This is a genomic window from Bradyrhizobium sp. CCGUVB4N (genome assembly GCF_024199945.1).
Classification (GTDB): domain Bacteria; phylum Pseudomonadota; class Alphaproteobacteria; order Rhizobiales; family Xanthobacteraceae; genus Bradyrhizobium.
Genome location: NZ_JANADP010000001.1, coordinates 1,394,193 through 1,411,546 on the forward strand (window position 1 = coordinate 1,394,193; position 17,354 = coordinate 1,411,546).

At 59.1% G+C, this 17,354-nt stretch carries 10 protein-coding genes and 1 pseudogene; 2 read left to right on the top strand and 9 right to left on the bottom strand.

The window, feature by feature from the left end:
- Window positions 1–10 precede the first annotated feature (10 nt).
- Entirely contained in the window at window positions 11–460 is a 450-nt protein-coding gene (locus tag NLM31_RS06450; protein WP_254128516.1) for a CopG family transcriptional regulator, read from the top strand.
- A gap of 628 nt (window positions 461–1,088) precedes the next feature.
- Here the strand turns inward: NLM31_RS06450 and NLM31_RS06455 are convergent.
- The 9 genes and pseudogenes from NLM31_RS06455 to NLM31_RS43290 form a co-directional block, all read right to left on the bottom strand.
- On the bottom strand, window positions 1,089–2,153 hold the full coding sequence (locus NLM31_RS06455; protein ID WP_254191403.1) for an IS630 family transposase: 1,065 nt from the start codon (window positions 2,151–2,153) through the stop codon (window positions 1,089–1,091).
- Window positions 2,154–2,249: 96 nt separating this feature from the next.
- The gene (gene aepX, locus NLM31_RS06460) at window positions 2,250–3,176 is read right to left on the bottom strand and encodes a phosphoenolpyruvate mutase (protein WP_256561093.1); all 927 of its coding nucleotides are present in this window, start codon (window positions 3,174–3,176) and stop codon (window positions 2,250–2,252) included.
- 162 nt (window positions 3,177–3,338) lie between these two features.
- Window positions 3,339–3,599 (bottom strand): hypothetical protein, encoded by a 261-nt coding sequence (locus tag NLM31_RS06465; RefSeq protein ID WP_254128517.1) that lies wholly within the window; start codon window positions 3,597–3,599, stop codon window positions 3,339–3,341.
- Between the two features lie 646 nt (window positions 3,600–4,245).
- A complete protein-coding gene (locus NLM31_RS06470; RefSeq protein WP_254128518.1) occupies window positions 4,246–5,319 on the bottom strand; it encodes a Gfo/Idh/MocA family protein in 1,074 nt (357 codons plus the stop codon).
- Between the two features lie 857 nt (window positions 5,320–6,176).
- Entirely contained in the window at window positions 6,177–7,913 is a 1,737-nt protein-coding gene (locus NLM31_RS06475) for an ATP-binding protein (RefSeq protein WP_254128519.1), read from the bottom strand.
- The gene (locus NLM31_RS06480; RefSeq protein ID WP_254128520.1) at window positions 7,910–8,956 is read right to left on the bottom strand and encodes an SIR2 family protein; all 1,047 of its coding nucleotides are present in this window, start codon (window positions 8,954–8,956) and stop codon (window positions 7,910–7,912) included. The genes NLM31_RS06475 and NLM31_RS06480 overlap by 4 nt, the downstream gene beginning before the upstream one ends.
- Window positions 8,957–9,018: 62 nt before the next feature.
- Window positions 9,019–11,655, bottom strand: coding sequence for an AAA family ATPase (locus NLM31_RS06485; RefSeq protein ID WP_254128521.1), 2,637 nt, complete (start codon window positions 11,653–11,655; stop codon window positions 9,019–9,021).
- Entirely contained in the window at window positions 11,655–12,773 is a 1,119-nt protein-coding gene (locus NLM31_RS06490; protein WP_254128522.1) for a DNA repair exonuclease, read from the bottom strand. The genes NLM31_RS06485 and NLM31_RS06490 overlap by 1 nt, the downstream gene beginning before the upstream one ends.
- A 1,435-nt stretch (window positions 12,774–14,208) precedes the next feature.
- Window positions 14,209–14,460, bottom strand: a pseudogene (locus NLM31_RS43290) (BrnT family toxin).
- Window positions 14,461–15,014: 554 nt separating this feature from the next.
- Here NLM31_RS43290 and NLM31_RS06500 point away from each other — a divergent pair.
- The gene (locus NLM31_RS06500) at window positions 15,015–16,736 is read left to right on the top strand and encodes an outer membrane beta-barrel protein (RefSeq protein WP_254191812.1); all 1,722 of its coding nucleotides are present in this window, start codon (window positions 15,015–15,017) and stop codon (window positions 16,734–16,736) included.
- Window positions 16,737–17,354: the final 618 nt, after the last annotated feature.

Sequence of the window (17,354 nt, forward strand, 5' to 3'; positions counted from 1 at the left end):
GAGGGCTAAGATGAAGAAGGTCCAGCTCAGCATCTATCTCGATCCAGAGATCTTCCGTAGCCTCGAGGCGTTCGCAAAACATCAGGGCAAGCCCAAGTCGCTGGTTGCCGAGGCTGCCGTTGCCTCCTTCCTGTCCCCCGATGAGTCCGAGCGGAGGGAAGCGGCGATAGCCAAGCGGCTCGACCGGATCGTGGGTACGCTCGAGCGCCTTGAGCGCAATGACGGTGTTACGTTGGAAACGATTGGACTGTTCATCCGCTTCTGGTTGACGGCAACTCCGGCATTACCGGAGCAGTCGAGCCCCGCGGCGCGCGCCAAGGGCGCTGAACGCTACGATCGCTTTGTCGAAGCTCTTGGACGGCGCCTGTCCAGTGGATCGAGCATGCTTAGGGAAGTCAGTTTCGAATCCTATGAAGCGGGAGGTCTTGATCCGACACAACACAAAGCTCGCCCCACCTGATCGACCCGCCACTTCATTCTTTTGCTGCGTTAGACTACGATCGCCCTCGTCAATCAGTTGAAAGAACTCGCGATGAGGTCCCTCCATCTTGCCTGTTAATCACCTCCTTGAAATCGATCGTTGCGGCATCGATCAATGTGCCCAGAGAAAGAAGAGGGCCATGCAAGGAAGAGGGAGGATATCAGCCCAGCGGCGAACTCGAACTGAAAGCTAGTGAGCTCGAGCTAGCTGCATCAGGGGCACCGCAAGGGGCACTCTTCGGCGGCGCGCCGCCGAAGCGGATGCTTCTTGCAACGAAAAAGAAACCTACCGCGGTCATGTCGCCCGCGAGCCGCTGCTATATCGTCCGAACACTGAAGTGCTGACCGTTGTGTTCAAGTCTGCCGAAAGTGACCTAAAGATTCGAACGAAACAAGTTAGGCTCCGTGTCGGTCGCTCTCCGAGAGACACGGACCTTCTGGATAAGTGACCTGATCGAGTGAGGGGCTCGAGATGCCCAGGGCGGCTATCTGGGAGCTGCGGCGCCACTTTCTGAAATCTCCATTATCGGGAGAGCAAACAAAGGTATCGTACGAGGCTACAGTGGACCGTTGCGATCGGGCGGTCGATCGCATGCTAGTACCCGGAATCAGAGCTGAGTGATACGGCGGCCTTTGAAACGGCGTTGACGGACCTTTTTCTTGGTCCAGACGAAGGGCTCGGCTCTGTCGTTGTATGCGTTGACGTAGGCATCGATGTGATCCTGAAGCTGCTTGAGGCTTGTGAAGGAGGTGCCGCTGAGCGACTGCCCCTGCAAGATCGAAAACCATACCTCGACCTGATTGAGCCAGGACGCACTTGTCGGCGTGAAATGAAATTGCACGTTGGGGTGGGCCTTGAGCCAGGGCTCGTTCTTCTTGTGGGTGTTGAGGTTGTCGAGGATGACGTGAAGCTTCCGGTTCGGAAAAGCCGCGGTGACGCTGTTCATGAAGTCGAGAAACTCGACGCGGCGTCGGCGTTTTGAATGCGTCGCGATGATCTTTCCGGTGGCGACTTCGAGCGCCGCAAACAATGTTGTCGTGCCATGCCGCTTGTAATCGTGGCTCTGGCCGGTCAAGGCGCGGCCATTGGGCAACTTCAGATAACCCTGCGCTCGCTCCAAGGCCTGGATCGAAGGCTTCTCGTCCACGCATAGCACAATGGCCTTCGCGGGCGGGGCGACGTAGAGGCCAACAACATCGGCGGCTTTGGCCGTAAAGTTCGGGTCGTTGCTCTCGCACCAGGACTTGCGAGCCACGAGGTCAATCTTGTGGATGCGCAGGAACCGCCAGACATATTGGACGTCAACATCGCCCAGTGCCTCGGCCAGCAGAGGGCCGGTCCAGCGTGCGAACCCTTGCGGGGCCGGCTTATCCAACAGCTTCAGAATCCGCTTGTCGGTAGCCTTCGTATAGATCGGCTGCTTGCCAGGCCGCGGCTTGTCTTGCAGACCTTCCAGGCCATGATCGGCATAGCGGCGCCGCCAAAGGCTGACAATCCGCGGCTGGACCCCGACTTCTTTGGCGATCGAGCGGGTGCTGCGCCCGTCCGCTGCCAACAGAACTATCCGCGCCCGCTTCAAATCGCGCTGCAACGTCACCGGCGAGCGACAACACGCCTCAAGCACCTTGCGATCTTTCCGCGAAAGGTGGACTTCTCTTGCTTCGGGGATCATCCCGACCTTGAATCATGACTCACGATCCAAGAAAAGTGGGTACTAGCACTTCCTAACGAGTAATTTTTTGTGAACATGAGAAACGGCTGCCGTTGGTTATCGGCGAGGCAAATATCGCACTTCGGCACGGGCGAGTTCGTCGTACCCGAACATCGCGAAGACCTCGTCGAGCGTCGCGATATGTGGCTCAACGCCGGCAATACCCTCCTTGGCCATGATGTCATCGCAGACTCGTCGCATTGCCGCCGTTGCAGCTCGCATAGAGTGGTTTGCCCAGATCACTGTCGAGATTTCGGCATCGCGATATACTGAGACGGGGGTTCGGAAGTATTTCGTTGGAACGATGACGACCGGCAGCCGGTTCTGCCAGGCACTCACAAACGAAAGGACCTCATCCGCACTGCTCTTTCGTGAGTGGATAAGGATTGCATCGGCTCCCGCATCAGCATAAGCGTGAGCGCGCAAAATTGCTTCGTCCAGTCCATGGCCGCTGATGAGGGCTTCGATCCGGGCAACGAGGACCAAGTCCTCTGCGATTGTATCTTTCACGGCCCGCAGTCGGCCGGAGAATTCATTGATATCGGCAAGGGGATGCCGCTCGCCAACGAATGAGTTCATCTTCGGAAAACAGCTGTCCTCGAGCGCGACACCGGCAGCGCCGCGCTGACGGAGCTTGCGTGCCAGGAGGCGCGCATTATTGAAGTTCCCGAAGCCGCCATCGCCGTCGACGAGCACAGGAAGCTCAGTCGAGTCGACGATGCGCTCGACCACGTCGACGATTTGGCTCCATGAAGCTTCGTTGGCATCGCGGTAGCCGAGAGAGCAGGCGATCGACAGACCCGACGCCCAGAGACTTTTGAATCCTGCGCGCTTGGCGATAGCGCCAGAGAGCCCGTCATGCGCTTCCATGAGGAAGGAGAGCTCGGTAGTGGAGCAGACCTGAGCGCGCAGCGCTTCTACGCACGACGAGACAGCACCTCGGTGAGGGGCGCTATCGAATACATATTGCGGTTGAGGTTGCATGCCGAAATCCTTGCAGGACACGTTGGACCTGCCGAGGTTCATGAACCGGGATGAAGACATGCTTTCGTCATGTAGATCAATTCCTGGCCTTGGTAGTTGACTGAGGTACAAAATTGTTATGGCAGTCTTGGTGTGGTTGAGCGCCCGCCAAGCGCTAAGCTCCTAGGTTCCGCGCATCGTAGGACCATTCGGGCCGCTAAAACCGTTCGAGCGGCGGTTCTCGGGTCGAGCGGCAGCCCCCCGACGTTCAGTTAATGGTCTATCGATCGCGGGGTCGCTTGGCCGCTCGTAGACGATCATAATGTCCGCAACGTCGCTGCCATCGATCTCCTGCACGACGACCGCAGCGCGGTAGATCATGATGCCGCGGCGGGCACCGGCGAACAGCCACAGCGTGTTGATGCTCACCCGAAGGTTGCTCAAGGCAGCCTCTAGATTGCTCCAACGGACGAAGGGGGCAGGCAACTTTCGATCAACGGCTCTTCCGAGGAGAAGTTTTGCAGCGCGTAGGGTTCTCCGCCGCACAGAAAGCAGCCTCATGATGGAGCGGAGCAATTTCCGTTCCGAAGGCCGCCGCGATAATCGAGAGAAAGAGGACGTATCGCGAGCAAACGACCACTGGTCCATGTTCCGTTTTGAAGGACGCATAGGGCCTGTCGCGCTCGAAACAGTGACTTTGGTCTGCCGCACGCGAGCTTCGTTCAAGATGGAATTGGGAGATTCAGTAGGGCAAGAGTCGTCGGCACAGTCGTTGCTGCTTGCAGGTCAAGACAGGAAAACGTTTGCACTTACTCTCTTCGCGCGTTCAGTGGTTGGCTTGGTGGCGAATTCGATGAGTCGACGGCCGCGGTATCACGCGACTGACTGAGACTAATGCTTGTGATCACCGGCTTACAACGGACGATGAAAACATGATGGCAGCGGCCAACACACTTCGAGCCGAGGCAACGAACAAGCGGGTTTGCACGCCGGATGTTCAGCCTCCATCACGGCGCGGAGGTTCGGCGAGGCTGGATCTGAGCAGGTTGAATCCGTCTCGTCCGCGTTGACGATGTTGGCAGCAGGCCCCTCAGAGGACCAGTCGTCGATCGGTTGCAGAGACAAATCGCACCATGTCGGGGGTTGGATGGCGGGCACGTGGCCGGGATGTGATCGTTTGCGGTTGTCCGGTCAGGACGGCCGTCTCAATTGCGAGCAGTGCGCGCAGGTCCGCCAAGCCTTCCTCGCCATCGGCTTCGGGCGGCGTTCCAGCTTTGATGCAATCTGAAAAGTACTGCACCTGCGCGGCAAATTGGTCGATGTGCGGAAACTGGGTTTCACCGACCTCGCCGTCGCGGCGCAGGCGCAATTTTGTTGCCGTCTCGAACCGGAAACTGGGGTCGAGTTCGATATCACCCGACGTTCCGACGACTCGATAATTGTCGACGGTAGACGCCCCGAAGCTGGCGATGAATTGGGCCAAACCGCCTGAAGGAAAACGCAGCAAGGCTGCGACCGACGCATCCACCTCGCCAAACCGTGGGTCATCGATCGGTCGGTGCGCCATTGCCACGGCCTCAATCGGCTCCTCAGTAAAGATATGACGAGCCGCGTTGACGCAGTAGACCCCCACGTCCTGGAGGGGGCCACCCCAACTCGCAGCTTTAAGTCTGTGGTTCCCTATCGCCGTCTGGAAACTGAAAACCGATTGAAAGAAGAGCGGTCGGCCGATCGCGTTGTTGCGGACATGTTCGAGGACCGCGACGGTTCCGGGTTCGTTGTGGAGCCGGTAGGCGGTCATCAGAAACACGCCAGCCTCGCGCGCAGCGGCGATCATAGCGAGGGCATCTTGTTCGTTGGTAGCCAGCGGTTTCTCGACCAAAATGTGCTTGCCGGCGCGAGCCGCCCGAACCGTATAGTCAGCATGCAAATGGTTGGGCAGAGCAATATACACCACGTCGACGTCGGAGCCTCTCAAAAGGGCATCGTATCCGTCATAGTTGGCGACCTGACCAATACCATGAAAATCCGCTAGTTGCGCGGCCTTGTCTCGATGACCGGTTACGATTGCGGTAACCTTCGAGTTCGCGGACTGTCCGACTCCCGGCAAGAAAGCTTGTTGCGAAATCGCACCAGCGCCGACGACTGCATACTTGATCATCATTTCCTCTCCGAGGGCTCGATCTTGGATCGCGTTCGAGGCTGTCGGATTTCCTCCAACTTCGTTCGCTTCTGTCAGTCATACAGGGGACGAGGCCGTATCTGAGGGGTGCCGCCCCATTTTCGGCGAGAGCCTCGGGCCCTGTACTCATTTCACGTCCCCCCTGACGTCCCATCAGATGACCGAGCTAGTGGAGTAACCGCTGCGGCCAGATCGAAACCGACCAGCCGCGTTGCGTCTGAAATTGCGAATACGCAGTCACAGCTGGCTGTCTGTTGCGGCAATCTGGCTCTCTGTTGCGACAATAACTGCCAAGTCGCAGGAACATCAGAACCCAAAAGGTTGGCGAGGACCGACATTCACGGTCCAGCAATTGCCGTGCCAGCAAAGACCTCGTGCAAAACCTTGCTTCGAACACGGGCGACGCATAGTCGAGCCAACGTCAGGCTCCCTCGCTAATGTCGCAAACCCAGCACTCCAGAAGAAAGCCCGGGCATGGTGTGTTTCGGCATGCATGAACGCGGCCGCTTCCGGGGTGATCGACATCCAAGAAGATTCCGTGATGGCCTCCGTCGACTCATGGGTAGATCGTGATGAAGACGATAGGATCATCTGTCGCGATAATTTTGCTTACGTTCTGGATGCACGTCCCAGGATTGCCGCGGTCAAGCAGCTAGTCTTGGAACTTGGTATTCGACCAACCGAAAGGGGGTTGTCGAGAGTCCGCAATTCGAACTTTCTCATGGCCGACGATCGCGGCAGACAACGGAAGTTGCCCGCAGATAGGCGATCCGAAGTGAAACGGGTGACGGACGCGATAAGCCGCGTGGGCTGCCCCCGTAGCTCGGTTTGACCAGACGCTATTTGACGAGCGTCTGACGGCGCCAACTCTCTACGGCCTTGTCGAGCTCGGCTGTAGCCCTCGGATCCGCCCAGCGGTCCCAAAACTGAATCGTGCCGCTGAGCGGTTCGTTGATCGGCTTTGCGATCCGGATGCGTGTAGGTAATAAGATCGCATCGCCGACCACGAGGGCCTCGCCGGTGTCGAGCACGGGGAGCAGATCACCAAACCCGCCCAGGCTATCGGGCAGCAGGCGGCGTACCACCGTCTGATCGTCACCATTGGTCAAGCGCATGGCAATCAAATTGTTGCACTGACTGACGACGGTGCGATTCACTTCGGCGGGCCGCTGGCTGATGACGACAAGGCCAACGCCATATTTTCGACCTTCCTTGGCAATGCGCTCAAAAGTCGCGATCGCATTCTCTGCGGCGCCGGAGGTAGCGTCCTGGGGAATATAGAGATGTGCCTCGTCGCAGAACAGCGCCACTGGATGACGTGCCCCCTGCGGACTCCACTGCTGCACATGAAGGACCATACGTGCAACCATGCCGACGATCAGCGGCAGAATGTCCGAGGGAACTTCGGAAAAGTCGATCACCTTTACCCCGTCGCGGCCCCCCTTGGCAGCTCGTCCGCCTAGGAGTAGCGTGACTGCTTCATCGAGCCACTTATAGCTATCGGCGACGCCCACTGCCGGAAACAAGAACCCGAGTCGGCGGTCTGTACGCTTGCCTTCGAGGCGCTGGATCAAGCGGCTGAGCTTCCCGTGAAAGTCGCCCTGCTTTTCGGCCCTGGCGCCTGGCACCATTTCCGTGTTCAGACGATCGAGTTCCGTGAGCACCGATGCCATCGCAAAAGGGACGGGGCTGTCGATCGTGAAGTTGGCGAGAACATCAGTGTGGCCCCCTGCAGTCAGGAAGCTGGTCTTCGCATCGACAATCGCACGCGACATAACCATGGCCTGATTAGGCGCGTTTTGGTCGCTGCGGTCGACGAACATCGAGACTAGCGCTTCGTAGCTCATCAGCCAGTAGGGAAGGTGAAGCACGCCGTCAGTGAGGCCTTTGTCCGCATCAATATCGCCCGGCCCCGCGACTCGAAGATGCGCGAAACCGGCCCCGGCCATAGACGCATATTCGCCGTGCATGTCGAACACGATAGCGTTAGCACTTTCAAGCTCGGCCACTTGTTCCAGGAGACGCGCTGTCGTCCAGGATTTACCGGAGCCAGTGCAACCGACGATGAGGGCGTGGCGCTGGAAAAGCCTGTTGCCGTTGACGTAAGCCTCCGCGTTGGGATCGAGAGTATAAGCGCCGAGCGACAGACGCTGAGCACCCCCAGTCACCTCAGAGATGACGCCCATGAAGCGGGTCAGCCGTTCGCCCTCAAGTGCGAAACAGCATGCATCAATTTCCGGAACCGTTTCGAGCGTACGCCGGAATACGTTGGCCCGCGTCCCGTCCCGGTCGAGCAGAGTTCCAATCAACGTGATGCGGACCAGATTAACCTCGGGATGGGCCTCGTCGGCACGCTCGACGTCGGCCACTTTTGCTTCCTCGAGCGCGGTGCGGGTGATTTTGTGGATAACGCCAATCAGCTTGTGGCCGGCCAAGCTGCTTTGGAGCGCGACCAGCCGATTGACCTGTAGTGCACGCAATGCATCGACGTCATCGACGCGAACAATCACGGTGGCGGTATCGACCGATTGGACGCGTCCGAGCGCCTCTGCATCGGTAAAGTCGAGCATGCTCATGCAGGTATTCCTGTGATGTGGTCGAGAAATTGATCGAGGCGCCACAGCGGCTTGTCTAGGTCGAATCCTGCTGGCGCGTCGTGCGTATATGCACGCGCGCCCGCGGCGCTGTCTTCGATGGCGAGATAGCGGCGGCAACGGCCGCCGGTCAGAAAGGCCTTAGCGCTGACCGTCAGCTCCTTCGTGATCACGACCAGCGGTATGGAATTATAGTCGCAACGCTCAATAAGCTTGGTCTGGACATGCTCATCATTAAAACCGTAGCCGATGCAGAGGTAAGAGCGGGCATTCTCTAGCGCGTTGTCGCTGCAGCTCAAGATTGTGCGGAACGGCTCGCCATGGGTCAGGCGGTACTTGTCAATGCCCGGCGTGATCATGAGCGGCGTATAGGCCGCCGGGATTGGGACGGCGCTTCTCACGCCAACGATCTGGTTGGCTGCCTGGAACCAATCGAGGGAGCCATGGACCTTCCAGACCGCCACCGTGCGCGACGGCCTCCCGTTCATGGTGACACGGGTATTAGGCGTCCGCGCCCGGGTCTGCAGATAGCCATGGTTGAAGCCCGTGAACGTGCTAACATCAGCCGCGTCGGCGGCGTATTCCGCGAGCCTGTCATAATTGGGCGTGACGACATGGATCATCGTGTGTGTGCTGTCGAAGAGGTGCCGATAAAGCCTGGTTAGCGGCAAGGTGTGGCGATCGGCTAACAGCGATGTGAGGACTGCTAGGTCGGAAGGCAGCAGAAATTCCCGTGTAGCGCCTGCAATGAACTGGGTTTGGCGTTCGGTAGGGCGTACCGCCTGTAGCGCGCTTTCAAGATCGGTGCCGGCCTTGAGATGACGAATGAACGATGTCCATTCGGCATTCTCTTCAGCCGTCCATCTAGGTGGAAGCGATGCGGCAGACAGATGCTCTGCTAGCGCTCCCATTCCCGGCACACCATGCGCCGCTGAGGCGCCACTTCCGAGGATAATCACTGGGGTGGCGCTCAGCGCGCTTTGGGCAAATTCCTGCGCGATCTCGGCCTTGCTCTTGGCCGCCATTCATTTCTTCCTTGATCAGACTGAGTGGGCCGCGGCGATCCGCTGAGATGTGCTTTGAGCTATCATGCAAGCATGATCCGGCTAGCCTCGAGACCGCGGTAGGCGCTGGTGCGGCAGCTCAAAATGATGATCTGCATGCGCTGCGCGGCTTCGGTCAATATCTCCAGCATGACTTCGAAGCGATCATCATCCGCAAACACCAGCGCGTCATCGAGCACAAGCGAGGCAGGTTTTCCATTCTCGATGAGGAGGTCCGCAAAGGCGATGCGCGTGAGGACGGCAAGCTGTTCCTGGGTCCCCTTGCTGAGATCTTCGGTGGCTTCTTCGCGGCCGGCGCGCGACAGCTGCATCGGACGGAGATCCTCCGCGAATGTGATCGATGCATTGGGCAAGAGCCGGCTGACGAAGGGCGTAACGCGCTGTGTGATGGGTACAAGAAGACGACGGGCGGCTTCGCGTTGTGCTTCGCGGATGGTCTCCGCGAGCATTGCGAGCATCTCGGCTTCCTCCTTCAGCCGGGCATGTGCTGCGGTCGCAGCCTCCGCGAGCTCGGCGGCGGCTGCCGCTCGACTGGTCGGCCCAGTGCCGCCGAGCGTCTTGGCGCGTTCTTCGAGCTGGGCGATTTCGCTCACAAGAACAAGCCTGTCAGTGGCCAGTCGTTCGCCTCGCTTGCGTAGATTGTCGCGACGCTGCACCAGCACGGTCTCGTCGAGCCCATCGACGGCGTGCCGCGCTTCGTCGCGAGCAACGATCGCACGCGCTTCGGTTGCCTTTGCAGCCGCCAATGCGGCGCCGAGTGCAATGTCGTCGAAAGCTTCGAGCTCGGTCGCGAGTTGGGCACCGAACCGTGAAACGTCTGCTACAGCGCGCTCGACCTGACCCGTCAGGCGAACATGGGCGAGCTGCGCCTCCTGCAGCGCATCGAGCGCAGCTTGGCGACGACCCTCGGCTTCTCGTTCAGCGGTGCGTGCGGCCCGCCAGGCTTTTTCGAAATCGTCTTCTCTTCGATCGGTTCCATCCTCGGCGAGCTGGGTTGGCTGGTCTATGGCTGCGAGCGCGCCGCGCAGCGAATCCAGGCCTGCGACAATGCCGAGCTCCGGATCCTCGGGGCAGGAGGCCGCAAGTCGAGCCGACAGCACAGAGACCGCTTGGGTAGCTTCCACGCGCGCTCGCGCCGTCTCCTTGGCGGTGATTGTATCGGTACAGCCGACCTCGGCGAGAAACGCGGCGAGATCCTGTTCTACTGCACGAAGTCGGGCCTGTGCAGGGGCGCCAGAAGCAGGCGGCGTAACCGCCACGCTTCCGATACCTTCGAACTCGAGAGTCTGGGTGTCGGTCACGAATGCGCGACTGCTGCCCTCTACCACAACGCCGTTCAGGCGAACTTGCGGCGCCGTCTGCAGCAAATCGATCTTGAGGAGGACCGCGCCAGCGGTGGCGGCCGCTTTGGCTTCGACGAGGGTCTGTTCGAGCTCCTGCAACCGCGCGCTCGCTTCCAGCGTCATCCGAATCGCCGCGACTTCGTCGCGACGCGCCTGGAGCTCGGCCGCAGTCCTTTCGGCAGCCTCAAGGCGGGCAAAGGCTGCGGCAAGCGCGCGCTGACGCATCCGCGCTGTTCGCACTTGTTGCGCTGAAAGCCTGTCTTCCTCGGCCATGCGCAAGGCGACCCGAGCGGTCTCGAGTGTTGCGGCCGCCTCGCTTTCGGCCTCCTCGGCCGATCCCTGAACGGCGTGATGATCCGCGGCGACCCGACGTAAGGTAGCCGCGGTCTGCTCGGCGCGCTCCAATTGGTCGCGCAACTCGCGCCGAGATCCCTTACGGGCTTCCAATCGCACGCGTTCGCCGGTCGCTTCGCGCAGCAATGCTTCGGCAGTGCGCAATGCCTGTCCCGCGACCTTCGCGCGATCGATATCGGTCTCCAGTTGGGCGAGACGTTCGCCCTGTTCGGGATCCTCGAGTTCGCGAACTAACCGCCGTTGCTCGTTACGCTTCGACTCGAGACGATTGAGCACTGTATCGAACTGCTCCAGCTCGGCCCGTGCAACGCGCGCCTCTTCGCATGCGGCAGTTGCTCTTTCCTGAGCCTCAAGGAGGCGGCGGGCGGGGCGGCCCGTCGGGGTCTGAAAATCAGCGAGATTTCGTTCAATGGCCTGCAGCACCGTAGTAGTACGCAGGCCGCCGGTTACAACGCCGACCTCGCCGGCCAGGACCTCCTCAAGTGTCCGGCGGGCACCTTGCCCCGGCACTCCAAACACAAAGGACTGGCCTTGCTCTACCCAAAGCAACCCTAGCGCTCCGCGACTATCATCGTCGGCGCCGCGATTGCCAGCGCGGGCGAACCCAAGTAGCGCTTGTAGGCGTTCCTCGGCTTCGTCGCCAGTTGCGCGTCCGTTGGGCCCTTCAAGCTCCACCGAAGCGTTCTGGAGGAAGCGTTTGCGCAGCTTCCAGACATCGCCTCTGATCTCGAAAGTCAGATCGACAGAGGGCGCTACATCGTCCCCATGCGGCCGAAACGAACGAATGCGATCGCTTCGCGATCCATGCCGTTCGAACAACACCGCTCGCAATGCCTCGAGCGCCGTCGACTTGCCTGCTTCATTTTGGTCGCACACCAGGTTCAAGCCGGCCTTGAAGCCGGTCAGCCGGATCGGCCGACGAAACTTTCGGAAATTTTCGATAGCGAGGTCGCGGATCAGCATCAGTGTGCCTCCGCGCGGGCGGCTCGGCGCTGTTCGACATAAAGGCGCTCAAGCGCGGCGGCAGCGCGCTTGGCGAGCACACCGCCTTCCGCAGACAAGGCCTGCAGGCGTTCGGCAGCCACGTGCAGCACGCCATGGGCATCGATGTCAGCGAGATCCATATCGGTCGGACGCGCATACAGATCGTCGAGATTGAGGTCAAGCCAGCGCACCTCGTGAGCCAGCTCTCCTTCGAGCCGGTCGCGCAGGACCACTCGCTCTGCGAGTGTGAGAAGGCCGGATAATCTAAGACGTAAGATAAGGTTTCGACGCTCGACGGCAGGGGCCAGACCGGCGAGCAAGACGTTCAGGTCGGCCGCGCTGCTGAGCGACCAAGTTTCTGTTCTCCAATGATAGCGCCCGGTCGATAGGTCCGCTACGCTTGGCCTTTCGGAACTTAGGTCCACGCAAAGCGCGACGCCGCTCACCTCGCGGCCGAAATCATCTGGTTCAGGCGTTCCGGAATAATAGGTGTTGGGATCGATTTCGTGCCGGCCGTGCCAGTCGCCGAGTGCAAGATAGGTGAGGCCGGACCGGCGCGCTCGATCAGGCGCAATCAGGTTTCCAGCCGTTCCGTGGGAACCGAAATCTCGGATTGGACCATGTGCGAGGCCGATGCGCTTCGCGCCCGCGGGGGTTTCCGCGAAATCGAACCATGCAGTCGGGTCTTCTAGCGCCCGCTTGAACTGCAGCGGGGCAGGGAGCAGCCAGAATCCCTCCTTGAGTTCGAGAGGCCGTGGTTCGAGGCAAACGGTTACAGTCTCGGGCACCTCGCCGATGAGACGGCTCCAGAGACCGTCGGCACGCGCCGGATCGTGATTGCCCGGAAGCAGGACCCAACGTATGTCTGATGCGGCTTTCATGCGCGTGAGCGCCTGACGATAGACGCGATCACCTGGTTCTGGACTATCGAATACATCGCCGGCCACCAGCACGAATTCGGCGCCTTCGCGGCGCGCCGCAGCGGCAAGTGTGTCAATCGCATCGAGACGCGCTTCGAATAGAGCAGTGCGAGCTTGGTCGGGCGCTCGTCCAAACGGCTTACCGAGCTGCCAGTCCGACGTGTGTATGAACCGCATCAACTTCCCTCGCCCAAATCCTGATCAGTGCTATGGTGCGCCTAGCGTAAAGCATGAAACATGATCCCCTCCCGTGCTTAATTGAAGCGGAGGGCTCCGGCGGTGCTTTTTTGAAAGGTCAACTAAGCGTTGGTCCGCTCAGACGGTGAACTGCTTGTGCCGCTACAAAGTAGTGCTCAAATTCATCCGGCTTCCGAGGCGATGCTTGTCGAAATCATAGGGCACTCGATAATTCCTTCTCAGCATGCATCGCTCTTATTCCGTTCCTGATGATCGAGCAAGCGAATCCCTGTGAGCGTCATCGCTTCCGCGTCGATCGGCCAATGCGCTGCAAGCAGCGGACAATTAGATAGCCGTCCAGATCAAATAGCCAACCATCGTGCGCCCAACCAAATTCGGTGCGGTGGTCACCCGGCCGTCGGGATGTTCGAGTGACGATCTGCTGTAAATTGACGCTGCATCATATTCGCCGTCGAGAAGTTTTTTCTCGCGTCAGCTCCCACTCGCGTGTCTTGAAAGCTGCTTCAATAGGCGCAGTCGCGCAGTATTTCTGCAACGAAGGGGCGGGGCAGGGGCGTGCCTGAAATGCGCCTGATGCCGCCGCCAACGCTGCTAAACGGCACCTTCTCGGGTCCTCCGCACATTCCTGCGCAGGCGGTGCAAGGATCAACTCGGTTACGCGAATCGGTTACAATCTGTCCCCACTAGCGTTGGCGTCGTCTCCATGACCGGCTCGCGCCGGGCTCCACGCAAGCGCAACTGCAAAGGGTAGTTGGAGCAGCGGGCTTCCACCCGCCAAAGCATGCAGAACCAAAATGGGAGATGAGCCCAAGTCGGAACCAAAGCGCGTGAACGCGTACATGCGACTACGCCGTGGACGCCGTGAGCACGTTTGTGCGCACTGGCATTCTTGGCCGCCTCAACTCGACTTGGCTTTTGAGGTCGGGCGGCAAAACTGGCCAGCCGACAGAGTAGGGAGCAGCGTTGCCCTCCGTCTCAAGAGAGGCGAAGCTCGGCTTTCTGCCGGGCTTCGCCGCTTTCGAATTGCTGCGGTTCTTTGGTTTTTTGCGGAAGGCCGTACCTTCGGCGTTTTGCCTTAACGGCAGTGAGGGGGATCTTAGCGCACCTTGTAAATGCACGATCAGATTGCTCCCGCACTCCTGTCAAGCGACCGATCGGGTATCCAGCCTTTCGATTGACAATCTTCACAAGCGCTTCGTCGTTTCTGGTCTGCCAATTGGGCCAGCCTTGAAATGATCTAGAAAAACGGCGCTGAGCTGTAGCGAAACCGGCTTCTTTGTGGGCGCCTTATTGGGCCGTACCCTTTCGCATCGTTGGGGAGACCTCGTCGAAGGCTTTTGCTTTTGCAAAGTCGCGCTTAGTCCATTCGGGATTATCGCTTACAGCACGCATATCGCTGGCAGTATGGCGCTTCTTAGCGACGATTCGCTTCATAGAACCCCCTTTCCGCTTTACTGGCTGGGCCCATGCTGATGATGCTGACGGCCTCCTTGCCGTGTATCGCGAAATAACGCCGCGAATATTCACGCCGATTGCGCGATAACGGTCTCGCTTGGCTCCCAAGACGACAGCCGTATCGAAGAACTTCTCGTTGAGATCGGCGAAATCCATCCCGTGGTTGTCGAGATTGGCCGAGTCGCTTTGGTTCGTCCCAAATGACCTTCACGAATGTTTTCTTAGCTGAAATGGTTGGACGTCAAGAGCAAGACGTCGCGGTATTTCGGCGGGCCGGCATTGCAGGTCGGGCAAGATACATCAATCTCCCTGGGACGCATCACAGACATTTGGCGCCCTCTGTGTTTGGCTGTTTGCGTTAGCGGCAGGAGTGGAGATCGGCTGACACCGTATGCTTCAGCCAATCAGCTGACTTGAATCTCTATTCGGGGAGAGCGACCTACTTGAGGGCTGCGTGAAACCGTATCGTGTAAGTCAACAGAACTTCTGCCGCTATCCTCACCGGACCATTACAGAGCGTCCCCCTATCCATCCGCTGGATGCCGAGCGTGAAGCGTGCGGTATGACCAACATCAGACGCGGACTTGTCTCAAAGATCATCGGGCTTGTTGCGAAGGCGACATCACTGACGAACAACTGCAGGGATCGCGCGCCACATCCGATGGCCTAGATCCTGCACAACAGCCCCGTGGAAGCTGGACGACAACGAAGGTTACTCGGCCTTCGTTGCAAGATGGCGCGCGCATTGTGTGTTCGTGAGGTGATATGAGATCTGAACTTTTGTTTTGGGGGATGGCAGCGGCTGCGCTGGTTGCAAGCGAGGTCGTCAATTCGGCAGACTCTAAGCCGGTAGTAAAGCTCCCGCCTGTCTTATGGAGTTGGACCGGAGGATATTTCGGCGGACAGGTCGGCGGGGGTTACGGCCGCACATCATTTGGTGATCCCTACGGTCCCTCGATCTATGGCGACGTGGTCGACACCCCTGTGTTCCTGGCAGGAGCGCAGATCGGTTACAATTGGCAGAGGGGCCGCTGGGTTTTTGGCCTCGAATTGGATGCCAGCGGCGCCATCTCGGACGGTGCAAACACCTGTCTTGCCGCTTCCGGTGTGCTCGTGAGTGCAAACTGCAACGCAAGTCCGGACGTCTTCGTCACTGGGACCGGCCGGCTGGGTTATGCCTTTGGGCCGCAGGGCCGCACGCTTGCCTATCTCAAAGCAGGTGTGGCCTGGCAACACAACCGCGGCGATATCGCCAACGGTAACGAGTTTCGTAGCGAGACTTACCCTTCCGGATGGGCACCACAGAATGCAACCCATGTTGACTATGGTCGTGCCGGGGGCATCATCGGCGCGGGCGTCGAACACGCGCTCACCCCGGCGTGGTCGTTGAGTCTCGAATATGATTATCTGATGTTCGGCGGACCAACTGTGGTGACCCCTTCGACGCTAGAATATCCACCCTTGGCAACGGTGCCAGCTAACGCCACCAACTTGTCTAGCGGCTACCAGATCGGCAAGATCGCTCTGAACTACCATCTTGACGCCGATGCATCGACGCCGCGGTGGTCGGACACGCCGCTCTATCCGATAAAGCCGACCTTTCGCGCGCCGGCTATTCCCTTCGCCGCAGGCTGGTCGCTTGAAAGCGGCACACGGCTCTGGCTGAGCCGAGGAAAATTTCAATGGGAAAATGGTCCGCCCGGTCTTGTGTCGAGGCTGACCTATCACAAGCTGGATGGGATTTCCGGTGAGATGTTCGAACGGGTTGACAGCCCCTGGGGGATCTTCCTGAAGGGCAATATCGGAGTCGGGCTCTTTAACAGCGGGAATATGAATGATGAAGATTGGGGCTTAGCTTGGGAAGCCGGAGATCCCATGGCCTATGCCAACACAATCTCGGGTCAGGCGAACGGTAGGTTCATGTACTACACGGTTGATGCGGGCTATGATTTTTTGCGTGGGAGCACGTACAAGATCGGTGCAATCACCGGCTGGACCTATTACAGCCAAAAGTCTGATTCGACAGGATGCGTTCGGATCGCGTCGCTTTACTGTCTCACGCCGGGCGATCAAAGGACAATCGGCAGCCAAGATACCAACTGGAATGCGCTGCGCATCGGCCTCAACGCTGAGACCATGTTTCTCGATCGTTGGCGCGTGAGCGCCGATATCGCTTATTTGCCCTGGACGGATTTCCAGGGGCGCGACAATCATCTGCTGCGCGACTTCACGACCTTCATTGATCATCGCGGGAGTGGTGGTCGTGGGGTACAAATAGAAGGTATTCTATCGTACCTCATCACCAGCAATTTCAGCGTCGGCGTCGGCGGCCGCTACTGGGCGATGTGGAGTCCGAGAGATAGTGAGCAATTCCACACCGGCACCATGCAGACGCGCACCTTTCCCGTCACCTCTGGGCCCTACCCTGCGAACTATCGCATGGAACGATGGGGCACCTTCCTGCAGGTCTCCTACAAGTTTCACTAAACTCGTTCCCTCGTCGCTCTACTCTTCAAAGACACCGACTAGGGGGCGACCATCAAAGACGAAAGCTTAGGTCCCTTGCCTCCTGCAAACTGCAAGCTCTTTGAGCCGTCAAAGCTCAAAAGCTTGCGCTGTTGTGATGGGAGGCCAGGCGCTGCCGGCGGCTAGAATAATGTGCCTTTTGCCGACAGATCTGCCATCACGCTCCCCACATCCTAAATGCGGTGGTTGGCCTTTGATAAAATGGCGTTCGATCACGGTCAGATGCGATAACCGCAAATCGCACGTCGATTTCTCTATGGCAAGCTCCTGGTCTCGAGATCGTTCTGCACTCGCGCCGCAGTCGCCATTTCCACGCTCGCGCAAGTCTAACGGTTGTGAAACGACGATCGCAGCTTTCTGCAGCCTTGACTGCTGATCTGATCACAAACCGAACAGCGGCATCCTGCTGGGACCATGCACAAGTTCTCGAACTGGCGATGATCGCGGCCACCCATTCACTTGGCCTGTCATTCGAGAGGACACGTAGTGGGCAGTGCCAGCACGCACTAGGCGGGTCCAACTGCGCTTCGTAAGAAGAGGAGTCTCGATAGCCGCACCCGTTTCAACGCGCGCACCGTG